14 protein-coding genes are annotated in these 13,007 nt (G+C 45.7%); 10 read left to right on the top strand and 4 right to left on the bottom strand.

The window, feature by feature from the left end:
• Positions 1-12: 12 nt before the first annotated feature.
• The 6 genes from GDA45_07040 to GDA45_07015 all read left to right on the top strand — a co-directional run bounded on the left by GDA45_07040 (position 13) and on the right by GDA45_07015 (position 5,603).
• Complete coding sequence (locus tag GDA45_07040; GenBank protein MBC6414618.1) at positions 13-597, top strand: YceI family protein; 585 nt, start codon at positions 13-15, stop codon at positions 595-597.
• Between the two features lie 197 nt (positions 598-794).
• Positions 795-1,742 carry a GHMP kinase gene (locus tag GDA45_07035; protein ID MBC6414617.1) on the top strand — a complete coding sequence of 316 codons (948 nt, stop codon included), beginning with the start codon at positions 795-797 and terminating at the stop codon, positions 1,740-1,742.
• A gap of 218 nt (positions 1,743-1,960) precedes the next feature.
• Complete coding sequence (locus tag GDA45_07030) at positions 1,961-2,872, top strand: methylenetetrahydromethanopterin dehydrogenase (GenBank protein ID MBC6414616.1); 912 nt, start codon at positions 1,961-1,963, stop codon at positions 2,870-2,872.
• Positions 2,853-3,989 carry an ATP-grasp domain-containing protein gene (locus GDA45_07025; protein MBC6414615.1) on the top strand — a complete coding sequence of 379 codons (1,137 nt, stop codon included), beginning with the start codon at positions 2,853-2,855 and terminating at the stop codon, positions 3,987-3,989. Before GDA45_07030 ends, GDA45_07025 begins: the two co-directional genes overlap by 20 nt.
• Entirely contained in the window at positions 3,986-4,960 is a 975-nt protein-coding gene (locus GDA45_07020; GenBank protein MBC6414614.1) for a methenyltetrahydromethanopterin cyclohydrolase, read from the top strand. The genes GDA45_07025 and GDA45_07020 overlap by 4 nt, the downstream gene beginning before the upstream one ends.
• A 238-nt stretch (positions 4,961-5,198) precedes the next feature.
• Complete coding sequence (locus GDA45_07015; GenBank protein ID MBC6414613.1) at positions 5,199-5,603, top strand: ester cyclase; 405 nt, start codon at positions 5,199-5,201, stop codon at positions 5,601-5,603.
• A 103-nt stretch (positions 5,604-5,706) separates the two neighbouring features.
• Here GDA45_07015 and GDA45_07010 read toward each other — a convergent pair whose 3' ends face one another.
• On the bottom strand, positions 5,707-7,053 hold the full coding sequence (locus GDA45_07010; GenBank protein MBC6414612.1) for an exodeoxyribonuclease VII large subunit: 1,347 nt from the start codon (positions 7,051-7,053) through the stop codon (positions 5,707-5,709).
• Positions 7,054-7,124: 71 nt separating this feature from the next.
• Between GDA45_07010 and guaB the strand changes: the two genes are divergently transcribed.
• The 4 genes from guaB to GDA45_06990 all read left to right on the top strand — a co-directional run bounded on the left by guaB (position 7,125) and on the right by GDA45_06990 (position 11,127).
• Positions 7,125-8,579 carry an IMP dehydrogenase gene (gene guaB, locus GDA45_07005; protein ID MBC6414611.1) on the top strand — a complete coding sequence of 485 codons (1,455 nt, stop codon included), beginning with the start codon at positions 7,125-7,127 and terminating at the stop codon, positions 8,577-8,579.
• Between the two features lie 14 nt (positions 8,580-8,593).
• Positions 8,594-10,201 carry a glutamine-hydrolyzing GMP synthase gene (gene guaA, locus GDA45_07000; GenBank protein MBC6414610.1) on the top strand — a complete coding sequence of 536 codons (1,608 nt, stop codon included), beginning with the start codon at positions 8,594-8,596 and terminating at the stop codon, positions 10,199-10,201.
• Between the two features lie 178 nt (positions 10,202-10,379).
• Positions 10,380-10,625 (top strand): hypothetical protein, encoded by a 246-nt coding sequence (locus GDA45_06995; GenBank protein ID MBC6414609.1) that lies wholly within the window; start codon positions 10,380-10,382, stop codon positions 10,623-10,625.
• 232 nt (positions 10,626-10,857) lie between these two features.
• Positions 10,858-11,127 (top strand): hypothetical protein, encoded by a 270-nt coding sequence (locus GDA45_06990; protein MBC6414608.1) that lies wholly within the window; start codon positions 10,858-10,860, stop codon positions 11,125-11,127.
• Positions 11,128-11,924: 797 nt separating this feature from the next.
• Here GDA45_06990 and GDA45_06985 read toward each other — a convergent pair.
• The 3 genes from GDA45_06985 to GDA45_06975 all read right to left on the bottom strand — a co-directional run bounded on the left by GDA45_06985 (position 11,925) and on the right by GDA45_06975 (position 12,833).
• Positions 11,925-12,146 carry a hypothetical protein gene (locus GDA45_06985; GenBank protein ID MBC6414607.1) on the bottom strand — a complete coding sequence of 74 codons (222 nt, stop codon included), beginning with the start codon at positions 12,144-12,146 and terminating at the stop codon, positions 11,925-11,927.
• Between the two features lie 104 nt (positions 12,147-12,250).
• Positions 12,251-12,409, bottom strand: a complete 159-nt coding sequence (locus GDA45_06980) for a hypothetical protein (protein MBC6414606.1) — start codon at positions 12,407-12,409, stop codon at positions 12,251-12,253.
• Positions 12,410-12,572: 163 nt separating this feature from the next.
• A complete protein-coding gene (locus GDA45_06975) occupies positions 12,573-12,833 on the bottom strand; it encodes a hypothetical protein (protein ID MBC6414605.1) in 261 nt (86 codons plus the stop codon).
• Positions 12,834-13,007 lie beyond the last annotated feature (174 nt).

Raw genomic sequence — 13,007 nt, 5'->3', positions numbered from 1 at the left:
GCGAGCACAAATATGAAGCACTTAAGATATTTATTGATTATTGGCTTAATAGCCTGGTTTTTTCTGCCTGCTTATGCAGCCGACTGGCAGCTCGATAGCGAACGCTCGGCAATTACCTATCTGTCTTCCAAGCAAGCGACCATTGATACTTCAATGATATTTGAGAGCAATCTATTTCATAAATTCTCTGCTAGCATAAAAGACTCACAATTAGAACTGACAATAGATCTGAGTAGTCTAGATACCAAGGTAGCGATACGCGACGAACGGGTTGCCGAGCATGTTTTCTTGACTCAGCAATACCCATATGCAGTGGTAACTGCGACCATTGACGATATTGAACAAATTACTTATCAGCGCCTACAAACGACTGCCATGCTTGCGATGCGTGGCCAAAGCCATAGTGTGCAAGCTGAGCTGATCATCGAGCGTATCAACCCAGACACACTACGCATACAAACCGTCACACCAGTGCTGGTCGATGCCAATGCCTACGGTATGCTAGAGGGCTTTGCCAAACTCAAAGCACTCGTTGGCTTAATGCAAATACCGACGGTTATTCCGGTTAGCCTGCATTTAGTTTTTAATGCGCAATAAAAAAAGCCACCGCCAATGTTGCCTGATGTTAACCAGTACCGGGTGTTAAAAAGCGCTAGAAACAACGGTAATCACTAGCAATTTTAGTAGGATTAAAGACCAAACTGATAGAAAATAACCGACTATTTTTCACCGCCTAAATAAGGAATTGCACAATTATTTCCGACAAAAAAATTACTATTAGCACACCGTCGAGGTTGCATTTAGGTTTTATAGATTTGCACGGCGGTACTGGGCGTAGGTTCGGTAGTGTTGGATTGGCACTGGCTACGCCGCGCTTGGAATTTCAAATAATGCCCGCCGAAACATTGACTGTCGAGGGTGCAGATAATACGCGTATTGCGTATTTAGTGAAGGCTTTCGACAATCAGTACCACACCCGAAGCCATTGTAACATTCGTGTGCAGCAGACCATTCCGGCCCATAAAGGTCTGGGTTCTGGTACACAAACTGCGCTAGCCATCGGGCAAGGTTTGGCTAAGTTACATAACCTTGATATAGCGGATAGTGAGATAGCCATGCATCTAGGGCGCGGGCGTCGTTCAGGCATCGGGATTCATGCATTCGGGCAAGGTGGTTTGTTGGTCGATGCCGGAGTTAAAGCGGGTGGTATGCCGACATTGATTTTTCGTCATCCTTTCCCCGACCGCTGGCGCATTTTGTTGATTACTCGCAAAGGGCAGGATGGCTTGCATGGTGAGAACGAGCGATACGCATTTAAGCAGTTGCCGCAATTCTCTAAATCGTGTGCCGGTGCATTGAGCCGTACAGTGTTGATGAAACTCATGCCGTCGGTGATAGAACAAGATTTTGCGAGTTTTAGCCAAGCTGTGCATAAACTGCAAAACACGATGAAAGATTATTTCTCATCGGTGGAAAAACAAGAAGTAACAACAATCAATAGCGAAGGACTATTGGAATATTTGAGCCAGCAGGGCATAAAAGGCGTCGGGCAGACCTCGTGGGGACCGACTGTTTTTGCGATAATGGAAAATCAATCACAAGCCGAGCAGTTAAAAGCGAAATTGATAGACTATATGCACGCTACTCGTCAGCTCGATGCAGCGATTTCTGAACCGGCTGAAACGATAGGATTTTCGATTGTCTCAGGAGATAATCAAGGGATGGTGATGGTCGCTGATTGACATCTCTCATGCTGTGCATTGATAAGTAGGAGAAATAAATTATTTTCAAATGCAATGCTACTGGTAAAATGGTCGTAGAATATTAGAGAATAACAGCTATGATAAATCTTTGTATAACGCATAAACCTTATCCGTAAAAATCGGTAGTGGACATTGCCACTGTGCATTGATCACCGCGAAGGTCATAGCAACTAACATTAAACTAAAGGAATAAACAAATGGAAAAACCCTATATATTACACATGTTAACTTCGGCTCCTAATCTCAGCCCCTTTGATGTCAATATGGCTATGGACGCAGGATGGGATGCGGTTATTCCGTATACTGCGCTGGAACTCTCAGACATACAAGCACTGGTGCAAGATGCGATTTTTTCTCGTGGTCCATCGGGTGCGAAGCGCACTGGATTATTTATTGGCGGTCGCGATATGACGCTTGCTTTACAAATGTTAGAAACGGCACAGCAAGCGATGGTACCGCCTTTTGAAATATCTGTGATGGCTGATCCTAGTGGTGCGTTCACCACTGCTGCCGGTATGATCGGAGCAGTTGGCGATAAACTCAAGCAAATGCATCAAAGTGATTGGTCGGATTGTCGGGTGATGGTATTGGGCGGTACCGGTCCGGTCGGTATGGTTGCGGCAATACTAGCGACTGAGTTGGGTGCGCAGGTAACATTGATGAGTCGCCAGCGCGCCAAAGCCGAGACAATTGTCGAAAATTGCCGCAAATTGTGCAAGCAAAACGCCGAGCAGTTACAGCCGGCAGGGAACGATGAAAAACAAACGCTGTTGGCACAAACGCAGGTCATTTTGGCGACCGCAGCGGCTGGTATACAGATGATCAATGCCGATGAAATCGGCGTGGCCAGTACACTCAAGGTGGCTGCCGATGTCAATGCAGTGCCGCCCTCCGGTATCCACGGCTTGGATGTAATGGACGACGGCCAACCGTTGTCAGATGGTCAATCTTCTGCGGTGGGTATCGGTGCACTGGCAATCGGCAATATCAAATATCAAGCTCAACATCGTTTATTGAAAGAGATGCACCAATCGGATAAACCAGTCTATCTTGATTATGAACATGCGTGCGCGGCAGCACAACGGTATATTGACGAAAAAAGAGCCTGAATTATTATTGATAGCGACGAGTGTACGAGTGCTACTTGAATCGGCAAGGCGCGGTGGATATACCGCTGCAGTTATAGATGGTTTCTGTGATCGCGAAGTAATGCAACACGCACGATACGCCGAACGGGTTAGCTTGTGCGCCGATGGCCGGTTGGACGATGCCGAACTTGCCAAGGCGATAAAAAACACTACCGAACGCTACGCTGAGACGCTGAGTGCGGTCATAGTCGGTTCAGGCATTGAAGGTTGCAGTGCTGCTTCCGATGCGATTGCACAAAGTGGTCTACAATGGCTAGGCAATGCGCGCACACGCTATAGTTCTGCTGAGCGCCTCACCTGTCATTTTGGGTCAGATAAGTTAGCGGCTATGCCCGATGATCGACCACCTTACCTGTATAAATCTACTACTGGCAACGGCGGTCTGCACATTTATAGCGATGATCAATCAGCTCCTAAAAGCGATGATTATTATCGTCAGAGCTATCTGCCGTTCGCCAGCATCTCGCATCTATTCATAGCCGACGGTAGACGAATTGAGACCGTCGGTTTTAGCACACAATGGCATGCCAAGCACGATGCAGCACATCCTTTTTGCTTCGGTGGTGCAATTAGCTCACACGATTTGGACGAATCGTGTATCACCCAGGCCGGTGGCTATGCTGAGACTTTAGGGCTCAGAGGTTTGAATAACATAGATTATCTATACGATGGTGAAAAGTTGTATTTTTTGGAACTAAATCCGCGCCCAAGTGCGACGATGATACTATACGATAGCGATTATCCCACTGGTTTACTGCACGCGCATATCAGTGCATGTCGTGGCGAAGGATTAGCGCAACCAGAACGAATAGCACCTGAAATACGCGGCTTTGCAATTCTCTATGCAGACCAGCGCATGCACTTGCCAGCTGATTTTGATTGGCCCGATGAAGCCACTGATGTGCCGGTGGCACAGCCGCAAGGCTATCGCATTGAAAAAAACACGCCAATTTGTACACTGCATGCACAAGCCGCCGATGCTGCCGATGTGCTGACTATATTGCAAGCACAGATCTGTGCATTGCAAAACCGTATGAGTGCATTGCAAACTATACCCGACTACCAACAGGCTAGATGATGTCTTCCTCCAACCTAAGTATCAACTTACTCTGCAATCCTCTCGTGACCCAGCTATGCGAGCGAGCAGGGCAGCTCGGCATTTCGGTTTCGCAAGCCGATAACGGCACTCGCATTGTCGATGCCGGTATCAAAACACCAGGCTGTTTGGAAGCCGGGCGATTGATCGCCGAGATTTGCCTAGGTGGTCTCGGCAGTGTTAGGCTCACGCATGATGGTATTGCGCCGAATTGGCCGTTGACTATACATGTGAGTACGGTTAATCCAGTGCTTGCGTGTTTAGCATCGCAATATGCTGGCTGGAGTTTGGCACACGAAGAAGCAAAGCAAAAGTTTCATGCGTTAGGTTCTGGTCCGGCGCGCGCATTGTCGCGGCGCGAACCTTTATTCAAAGAACTCGCTTATGAAGATAAATCCGAATATACCGTCATCGTCTTGGAAGTAGATAGTTATCCACCGCTACCGCTATTGGATAAGATAGCGCAGCAGTGTGGTGTAGAGGCTGGTAATTTAACCGTTATTCTAACGCCTACCTGTAGCTTGGCAGGTTCCATGCAAGTCGTTGCCAGAGTTTTAGAGGTTGCACTGCATAAAACACACGAGCTAAAGTTTGATCTGGCAGATATCGTTGATGGTTCGGCAAGCGCACCTTTTTCGCCACCAGCCGCTGACTTTATCACTGGCATGGGGCGTACCAACGACGCCATTTTATTTGCCGGGCGCGTACATTTGTTCGTTAACGGTGAGATGGCTGCTGCACAATCTCTAGCGCAAAGACTACCCAGCAGTACTTCTAGTGATTATGGCAAACCTTTTGCCGAAGTATTCAAAGACTACAATTACGACTTTTTCAAAATCGACCCCATGCTATTTAGCCCTGCACAAGTTGCCGTCAGCCACTTACCCAGTGGTAAAACTTTTCACGCTGGTGGGATTGATTTAGATTTGCTCGAGCAGTCTTTCGCTTTGTAGGGGCAAACGCTAAGGTTTGCTGTCAAAATGCCGTTGCTCTGTCTAAATTGAAATTGCAGGCGAATATCCATGCCAACTAGGTTCTTTTAGCACTCGTATCGTTTAGTTTGCTGTTTTTTTGATTTCCTTTACAAGCCAAAAAACTAAAATGAAGGCACGGAGGAGATGTCTGTTCGTTATATAATTAACCCTATCTAATTAACTCTAAATCAACGGTTATAGTGGGAGGCATATGACGATGGCCAACGAGATTATTAAAAAATACTTTGATGCCTGGCATCAACACGATAGCGATACCATTTTAACAACCTATGCCGAAGGCGGTAGCTACTCGGATCCGGCGACCGGCGGCAAACTGACCGGAGCGGCAATAGCCGAGTATGCGGATGCGTTATTTACAGCTTTCCCAGATATGTCGGTCGAGCTGATCAGTAGTGCTGAGGCGAGCAACGGAATGATTGCAGCCCCATGGATAATACTGGGTACGCATAACGGCCCGTTGATGGATAAACCGGCTACTGGTAAAAAGATAGTGCTTTTGGGCTGTGATTTTATGAAGGTCGAAGGTTCGCTGTTAGCATTGGTAGAAGGGGTATGGGATATCAACGGTTTGTATGCGCAGCTAGGCTGGTCGGATACCTAAGCGCATTATCTACACTGTCGGTATCAGTGTAACCGAACGGTTATTTTGTTTTCTGATACTTAGGTGCAAATCATAGTCAACTTTGTGGTCAATCTTTTGTGCACTAATCCTTTGTATTAGATACTCTAGCGAGAAACTTGCCGTCAGCGACGCGGATGTTAATCGTCTGTTTTGCTTTTACTTGTTTGACTGAGCGCAATAAACGATTTGATTGGTCGCTAACGACTGCGTAGCCTCGCTCCAATGTGGTCATAGGACTCAAAGTTCTAAGTTTACTGGCGATAAGTTCCAAGTTGTGTTTGCTTTGTTCAAGTGCACTCTGCGATGCATTGTGTAATGCTTTGCTATGCAGCTGCAATTTATCCGAACACTGCGCTATGTGTTTTAGCGGGGTGTTACTCAGCAATAAATTATGATAATTCTGCAGTTGTTGCTGATGACTATACAGATAGTTTTTTATCGCTGCGGTTAAGCGATGATGTATCTCGTCAAGTTGTTGTGCACGATTTTGTAGTTGATGCTTCGGATGGGATTTAGCGAGTTTAGTTTCCAGTAGCGTGATGTATTCCGATTTCTGTTTGAGTGTGCGTGTTATCTCAGTGCGCAAAGCTTTAGCGATGGTATTGAGTTCTTGCATCAGTTCGTCTTTATCAGGGCTGATGTATTCGGCGGCTGCCGACGGTGTCGGTGCACGGTTATCGCAGACAAAGTCGGCAATGGTGAAATCTATTTCATGCCCGATACCGCTGACTATCGGTAGCCTGCAGGCAACGATAGCGCGGGCCAGTGCTTCATCGTTAAAAGCCCACAAGTCTTCTATAGAACCACCACCGCGTACCAACAGCAAGACTTCAACTTCGCAGTGCTGCTCGGCAGTCTCCAATGCGCGGCGGATATCAACAGCCGCTTGGGCGCCTTGCACCAGCGTTGGATAGACGATTAGCTCAATTAATGGGAAACGTTTAGCCAATACTGAGATAACATCTCTTAACGCTGCCCCTTTCTCTGAAGTGATGACCCCGACTGTCAACGGATAGCGTGGTATTTCTTTTTTCAAGGCGGCATCAAACAAGCCTTCCTTATGGAGCTTTGCTTTTAAGCGTTCAAATTCCAATTGTAGTTTGCCGTCGCCAGCGTGTTCGACGCACTTTACAATCAGTTGCAGTTCGCCGCGTTGTTCGTATAACTCAGGATATGCTTGCAGTTGCACCAGCATCCCATTCTCCAATTCAAACTTCAGTTGTCTGTTATCACGGCGAAACATAGCACAGCGAATCTGGCTATTGTGGTCTTTGATAGTAAAGTAAAGATGCCCCGACGCGGCCCGCATCAGGTTGGATATTTCTCCTTCTACCCATATGGAGGTAAAACTTTGCCGTAAAATTTCTCTAATTTCGTGGTTTAGATTGGTGACCGTGTAGATATATTTTTGTTCAATTTCAGGTTGCATGAGTTATCAATGGTATATTTATGCTACAATTTGCCATCTAGTATATACGAGTCTGGGGTTTGTAAAGAATGATGAATAATATAAAACAAGCGTTGACCTTCGACGATGTACTGTTGGTCCCTGCCTATTCAAAGGTGCTACCCTCGCAAGTCGACTTGAAAGCGCAGTTGAGCCGTGGGCTTAGCTTGAGTATTCCTTTAGTATCGGCTGCGATGGATACTGTAACCGAAGCTGATTTAGCGATTGCCCTTGCGCAATTAGGTGGTTTAGGGTTTATTCACAAAAATATGCCGTTAACCGAACAAGTTGCGCAGATACGCCAAGTTAAGAAATTTGAAAGCGGGGTTATCCGCGACCCAATAACGGTATCTCCCAACACTTCTATTAAAGCGGTCATAGACCTGACTCGCAGGCATCAGATCTCTGGGGTACCAGTGGTAGAAGGTCGGCAATTGGTCGGCATCATAACACACAGAGATTTGCGTTTTGAGACGCGTCGCAATGACCCGGTGTCAACGATAATGACGCCTAAGGAAAATCTGGTGACCGTTAAAGAAAATGCCGATGCTAAAGAAGTGCGAAGATTGTTGCACAAATATAAAATTGAAAAAGTATTGGTGGTCAACGATGAATTTGAACTGTGCGGTATGATTACCGTAAAGGATATCCAAAAAGCCGAGCAGTTTCCGAATGCCAGCAAGGATGCCGACGGACGATTGCGAGTAGGGGCGTCGATAGGTATCGGTGATGTCGCAATAGAGCGTGGTGCTGCCGCTATCGAGGCCGGTGCCGATATACTCGTGATTGACACTGCCCATGGGCACTCGCAAAGAGTGCTGGATTCCATTACGATGATTAAAAAGGATTTTCCTGACACTCAGCTCATGGCTGGTAATGTCGCAACTGCCGAGGCTGCTAGTGCATTGTTAGATAAAGGAGTCGATGCGATCAAAGTCGGTGTCGGACCAGGTTCTATATGCACTACGCGGGTTATCGCTGGGGTCGGCATGCCGCAATTCAGTGCAATATACGAAGTGGCTCAAGCCGTCAAAGGTGAAGTTCCGCTGATTGCTGATGGTGGCATACGATTCTCCGGTGATTTGAGCAAAGCGATTGCAGCCGGTGCTGAAGTGGTGATGATAGGTAGCCTTTTTGCCGGCACTCTGGAAGCCCCCGGCGAGATAGAATTGTATCAAGGTCGTGCCTACAAAGCGTATCGTGGCATGGGTTCTCTAGCAGCTATGCAGCGCGGTGCCAGAGATCGCTATGGGCAATCCGATATTGCCAACGAGAAATTAGTGCCAGAAGGTATAGAGGGGCGGGTTCCGTATCGTGGTGGGCTTGCCGATGTCGTTTATCAGTTATTAGGTGGGTTGCGCTCCGGCATGGGTTATGTGGGTTGTGCGGCGATAGCACAGATGCACGAAAAAGTGCAATTCATACAGATCACTGAAGCTGGTATGCGTGAAAGTCATGTACATGATGTCAGCATCACCAAAGAAGCATCAAACTACCATGTTGAATAAACCTGCCAGCAAGCATGCCTGATACTGCACCACTGAAAAATCGCCGCAGACTGCATGCTTTTCTCTGCGAGCAGGTCGGTGGTGATAAAATTGCCATCATTAACTTTGGCTCCCAATATACCCGCCTCATTGCCCGCAAAGTACGCGAGCTAGGTGTTTATAGCGAGATCTATTCGGCGCAGAGCACCACCCAGCAATTGCTAGATTTTGCTCCACGGGCAATTATTCTATCCGGCGGACCGGAATCGGTAGATTCACACTCCGCACCAGAAGTAGGCTTTGATTTACAAGCCTTAAATGTACCTACATTAGGTATCTGTTATGGCATGCAGTGGCTGGCTCGGCAATATGGTGGCAAAACCAAGCGAGTTGATAGTCGTGAGTTTGGTTCGGTGTTGATTGATGTGCAGGGCAGTTCGGCTTTATTTGACGGCATGCAGGCTGATTGCGGTGCTAAACACACAGTGTGGATGTCGCACGGCGACAGTGTCGTCAGATTACCGTCCGGTTTTTCAGCTATTGCCGAAACTGAGTATACGCCAATTGCCGCAATGGCAGACGAATCTCGGTCTTGGTATGGCTTGCAATTTCACCCAGAAGTCACACACACCGTTTGCGGTACCGCGATATTGAACAACTTCATCCATAAAATTGCCCGCTGCTCGCCCAGTTGGCAGCCGGCGAATATCATCGCTAGAAGTGTCGACAGTATTCGCCGTATCGTCGGTGATGAGCATGTTTTACTGGCACTCTCCGGCGGCGTTGATTCGTCAGTCGCAGCGCTACTATTACAACAGGCGATAGGTAAAAAGTTACACTGCATATTCGTTGATAACGGCTTGCTCAGAGCGGGAGAACGCGCACAGGTGGTAGAGACTTTTGAGCGTCATTTCGGCGTTGACCTATATGTGGTAGATGCCCAGGATGCTTTCTTAAGAGCACTCAAAGATGTCGATGACCCAGAGCAGAAAAGGCAGATTATCGGGCGCATGTTCATCGAGATTATAGAAAAACAAGCGTTAACTATAGGCAAAATTGATTGGTTGGCACAAGGCACCATTTATCCGGATATTATCGAGTCGGCAGGGGCTGAAGGTGCGCACTTGATTAAATCACACCATAATGTTGGCGGTTTACCTGAGCGTATGAAACTGAAGGTTCTAGAGCCGTTGGCTTACTTCTTTAAGGATGAAGTGCGGAAGTTGGGCGCAGCCCTTGGTTTGGATAAAGAGATTATTGAACGCCACCCATTTCCGGGACCTGGGCTTGCAGTGCGCGTGTTAGGACCATTGGACAAGGAATCTCTGCAATTACTGCGCCGCGTTGATACACTATTTCTCAAAGCACTGCGCGACCATCATTTATATGACCAAGTGGCCCAGGCCTTTGCGGTGATACTGCCAGTCAAGTCGGTCGGCGTGATGGGAGATCGCCGACAATATGGTCGGGTGGTGGTGCTCAGAGCGGTGGAAAGCGAAGATTTTATGACTGCTAGCAGTGCCGAACTACCCACTGCGTTGCTTGCCGAGATTGCTTCTCGCATTGTCAACGAAGTGCCAGGCATCACCCGTGTATGCTACGATTTAAGTAGCAAACCACCGGCGACGATAGAGTGGGAATAGCTATGTGCAGATGTGACTGCTACGCAAAAGATCTCAATACAAGCCATGCTAGAACCTGAGAAATTATGCGCTTTTGCAAATAATTTGTGCTGCTGATATTAAAAGAACAAATATTCAAAACTCACTCGAAAGTGTTATAATACTTTATACAAAAACACGACACAAGGAGTGAATAGAGATGTCCGAGATTGCCTTATATAATTTATTAAAACAAATACCGGGTGCGACTGATGACGCAATAAAAGAAGCAGTCGCTGATGTTGCGAGCTCAAAAGATGTCGCAACTAAGGCAGATTTAGCTAATCTAGAGACTAGAGTTATAGAAAAAATGGCAAACCTAGAGGCTAGACTAACGAGGCAGATGTATGCGTCGGTTGCAATCATCATTGCGTCAGTCGGATTATTGATAAGATTCTTAAATTGAGTTATTACCAGTTCGCAGTGTTTGCATAGTAGCTTATTTGCTATAGACTCTAAACACCGAAACCCATAGTCTTGCCATACAGCAATGATCTCAATGCAAGCGTAAACGCAAAGTTATGCAGTTTTGCGAATAATTTGTGCTGCTGATATTAAAAGAACAAACTATCCAAAACTAACTGGAAAAGGTTATGATAATAATAGAGTTTGTCCAAAACCATAAGGCGTAAATAGAGATGTCCAAGATAGGGTTATATACTGCATTAACGAAGCTAGGGCTTTCACCAGATAAAGCAAAGGAAGCAGCTACTGATGTTGCGAACTCAAAGGATGCGGCGACCAAGGCCGATCTTAAAGATATGTTAACTAAAACAGATTTAGCCAACCTAGAGATTAGAGTTATAGAAAAAGTCGCAAACCTAGAGGCTAGACTAACGAGGCATATGTATGCGTCGGTTGCAATCATCATCGCGTCGATCGGATTAATGATAAGGTTCTTAAATTAAGTGATTACCAACCCGCAATGCCTGCATAGTAGCTTATTTGCTATAGACTCTAAACACCGAAATTCATAGCTTGCCATACAGCAATGATTTCAATGCAAGCGTAAACGCAAAGTTATGCGATTTTGAGAATAATTCGTGCTGCTGATATTAAAAGAACAAACTGTATAGTGCCAGATACACTGAAGTGAGATGAGGAGACTAAATTGAAGAATAGGCAATTTAGCAACAATACTGACAACTCAAGTTTTATTGACATACTAGTAATATTAATACTGGTAGGTATTAGTATAGGAATTGCAGTATTGGGGAACTATCTTGGTAGTCTCCCTATTTACATATTAGGGCTATTCATCTTTACAATCATAACCGGGGTTTCTGTAATCAGATTTATAAGTGCTGTTCTAGATCTTACAGATCGCCTAAAGCAAAGATAGATTACCTATCTAAATTAAAAGCTCAGGAAGTGCTGCGCTACTGCGCAGCTTCCGCTATTGCGGAAGAATGCCGCCGTGCGTTCAATGGCTAATCGCATTGTTCATTTTGGGTGCTATACAGTCGTTATCGTGTGCAGTGTTTGGTTAGGCGGTGGGAGCGAGACTGAGTGCCGGGGTTCTGTTAAGTGTGCGCTCAAGGAGAGCGTTTGCTTAGTGCGGTGGCAAATCGAATAATTTCGTAGATAGAACCAACACTGACATCGTTACTGTATCGCAAGCTAAGGAAGGATTTTTCTATATTATGCCTTTTTAGTCTTCAGCTTTTCAATATCAATTTTAGACATCATTTGAGTCATCATATATTCAATTTAAGAATTTTATCATCAATCCGACTGCAGCGATGATTATTCCAGAATTTATCAGAGCAACTGTAAATATCAGTTTCGTTAGCCTGATCTCTAGGTTGGCTAGATCGGCCTTAGTCGCAACATCCTTTGAGCTTGCAACATCGGCAACTGCTTCTTTTGCTTCCTCCGGCGAAAGGCCTAGCTTTGTTAATGCAGTGTATAAAGCAATCTCGAACATCTTTATTCTCCTTGATGGTGTCTAAATTGATTATAGTACCCCTGCCCACAGATAACAAACGAATTTTGCATAGGATCATGGGTCAAAACTTCGCCGATCGTGATTTAACATAAAACTGCTTTTATTCGCAGGTATTTCTTATCTTCGCCGAAAATCGGCGATCTCCAACCCACGCTGCGGCCGCGAGCGTAGTTTTTCTGGTCGCAGGATAGCGGAGTAAAACTCCATTCTCTATGATGTGCGACTGGTGTTAGTTCGGACATCCGTGTCTTCACTACCTTTCAACTTCAGAGACACCTTGCTCGCTCCTGCGAGTGTCAGAGGTGACTTCGGTTGAATTTTTACATGCCCAGGTTGTAGTGTCGCAAGTAGTATAACTGCGTGGCTAATTTAGTGTTACTTGCGTTGCGATCTAATGGTTTTTACTTATAAGAATAAGAACCTTATCATCAGCCCAATCACAGCTGTATTCACTATAATTATCACGCCACCGACCGCATACATCTGTCTCGTTAGTTTTGCCTCTAGGGTTGCCACTTTTTCTATAACTCTAGTCTCTAGATTAGCTAAATCTGCCTTAGTGGAAACTTCCTTTGAGACCGCAAAATCAGCGACTGCTTTTTCTATTTCTTCATCGGTCGCATCCGGTATCCGTTTTAATAAATTGTATAAAGCTATATCTGACATCTCTATTCTCCTTGGTGGTGTCTAGATTGATATTATAACACTCCGCCCATAGACAACAAACGAATGTACGATGCTGGCACTAGAAAGTTTTAGTCACAGAATTTGATAAGTGAGGATATGTAAGTAATTGTATAATCTCTTTATTTTCATAAAAACCTAACTAAGGAGATTACA

The sequence above is a fragment of the Chromatiales bacterium genome (assembly GCA_014323925.1).
Lineage (GTDB): Bacteria > Pseudomonadota > Gammaproteobacteria > Poriferisulfidales > Oxydemutatoraceae > SP5GCR1.
Note: the sequence above shows the minus strand (reverse complement) of the source record. Positions and strands in the feature narration are given on the sequence as shown.

Coding starts and splice junctions, on each gene's coding strand:
- GDA45_06980 (MBC6414606.1), bottom strand. CDS start 12,409: ATGTCCGAACTAACACCAGTCGCACATCATAGAGAATGGAGTTTTACT.
- GDA45_07010 (MBC6414612.1), bottom strand. CDS start 7,053: ATGCAACCTGAAATTGAACAAAAATATATCTACACGGTCACCAATCTA.
- guaB (MBC6414611.1), top strand. CDS start 7,125: ATGAATAATATAAAACAAGCGTTGACCTTCGACGATGTACTGTTGGTC.
- GDA45_06985 (MBC6414607.1), bottom strand. CDS start 12,146: ATGTTCGAGATTGCTTTATACACTGCATTAACAAAGCTAGGCCTTTCG.
- guaA (MBC6414610.1), top strand. CDS start 8,594: ATGCCTGATACTGCACCACTGAAAAATCGCCGCAGACTGCATGCTTTT.
- GDA45_07040 (MBC6414618.1), top strand. CDS start 13: ATGAAGCACTTAAGATATTTATTGATTATTGGCTTAATAGCCTGGTTT.
- GDA45_07015 (MBC6414613.1), top strand. CDS start 5,199: ATGGCCAACGAGATTATTAAAAAATACTTTGATGCCTGGCATCAACAC.
- GDA45_07020 (MBC6414614.1), top strand. CDS start 3,986: ATGATGTCTTCCTCCAACCTAAGTATCAACTTACTCTGCAATCCTCTC.
- GDA45_06990 (MBC6414608.1), top strand. CDS start 10,858: ATGTCCAAGATAGGGTTATATACTGCATTAACGAAGCTAGGGCTTTCA.
- GDA45_06975 (MBC6414605.1), bottom strand. CDS start 12,833: ATGTCAGATATAGCTTTATACAATTTATTAAAACGGATACCGGATGCG.
- GDA45_06995 (MBC6414609.1), top strand. CDS start 10,380: ATGTCCGAGATTGCCTTATATAATTTATTAAAACAAATACCGGGTGCG.
- GDA45_07030 (MBC6414616.1), top strand. CDS start 1,961: ATGGAAAAACCCTATATATTACACATGTTAACTTCGGCTCCTAATCTC.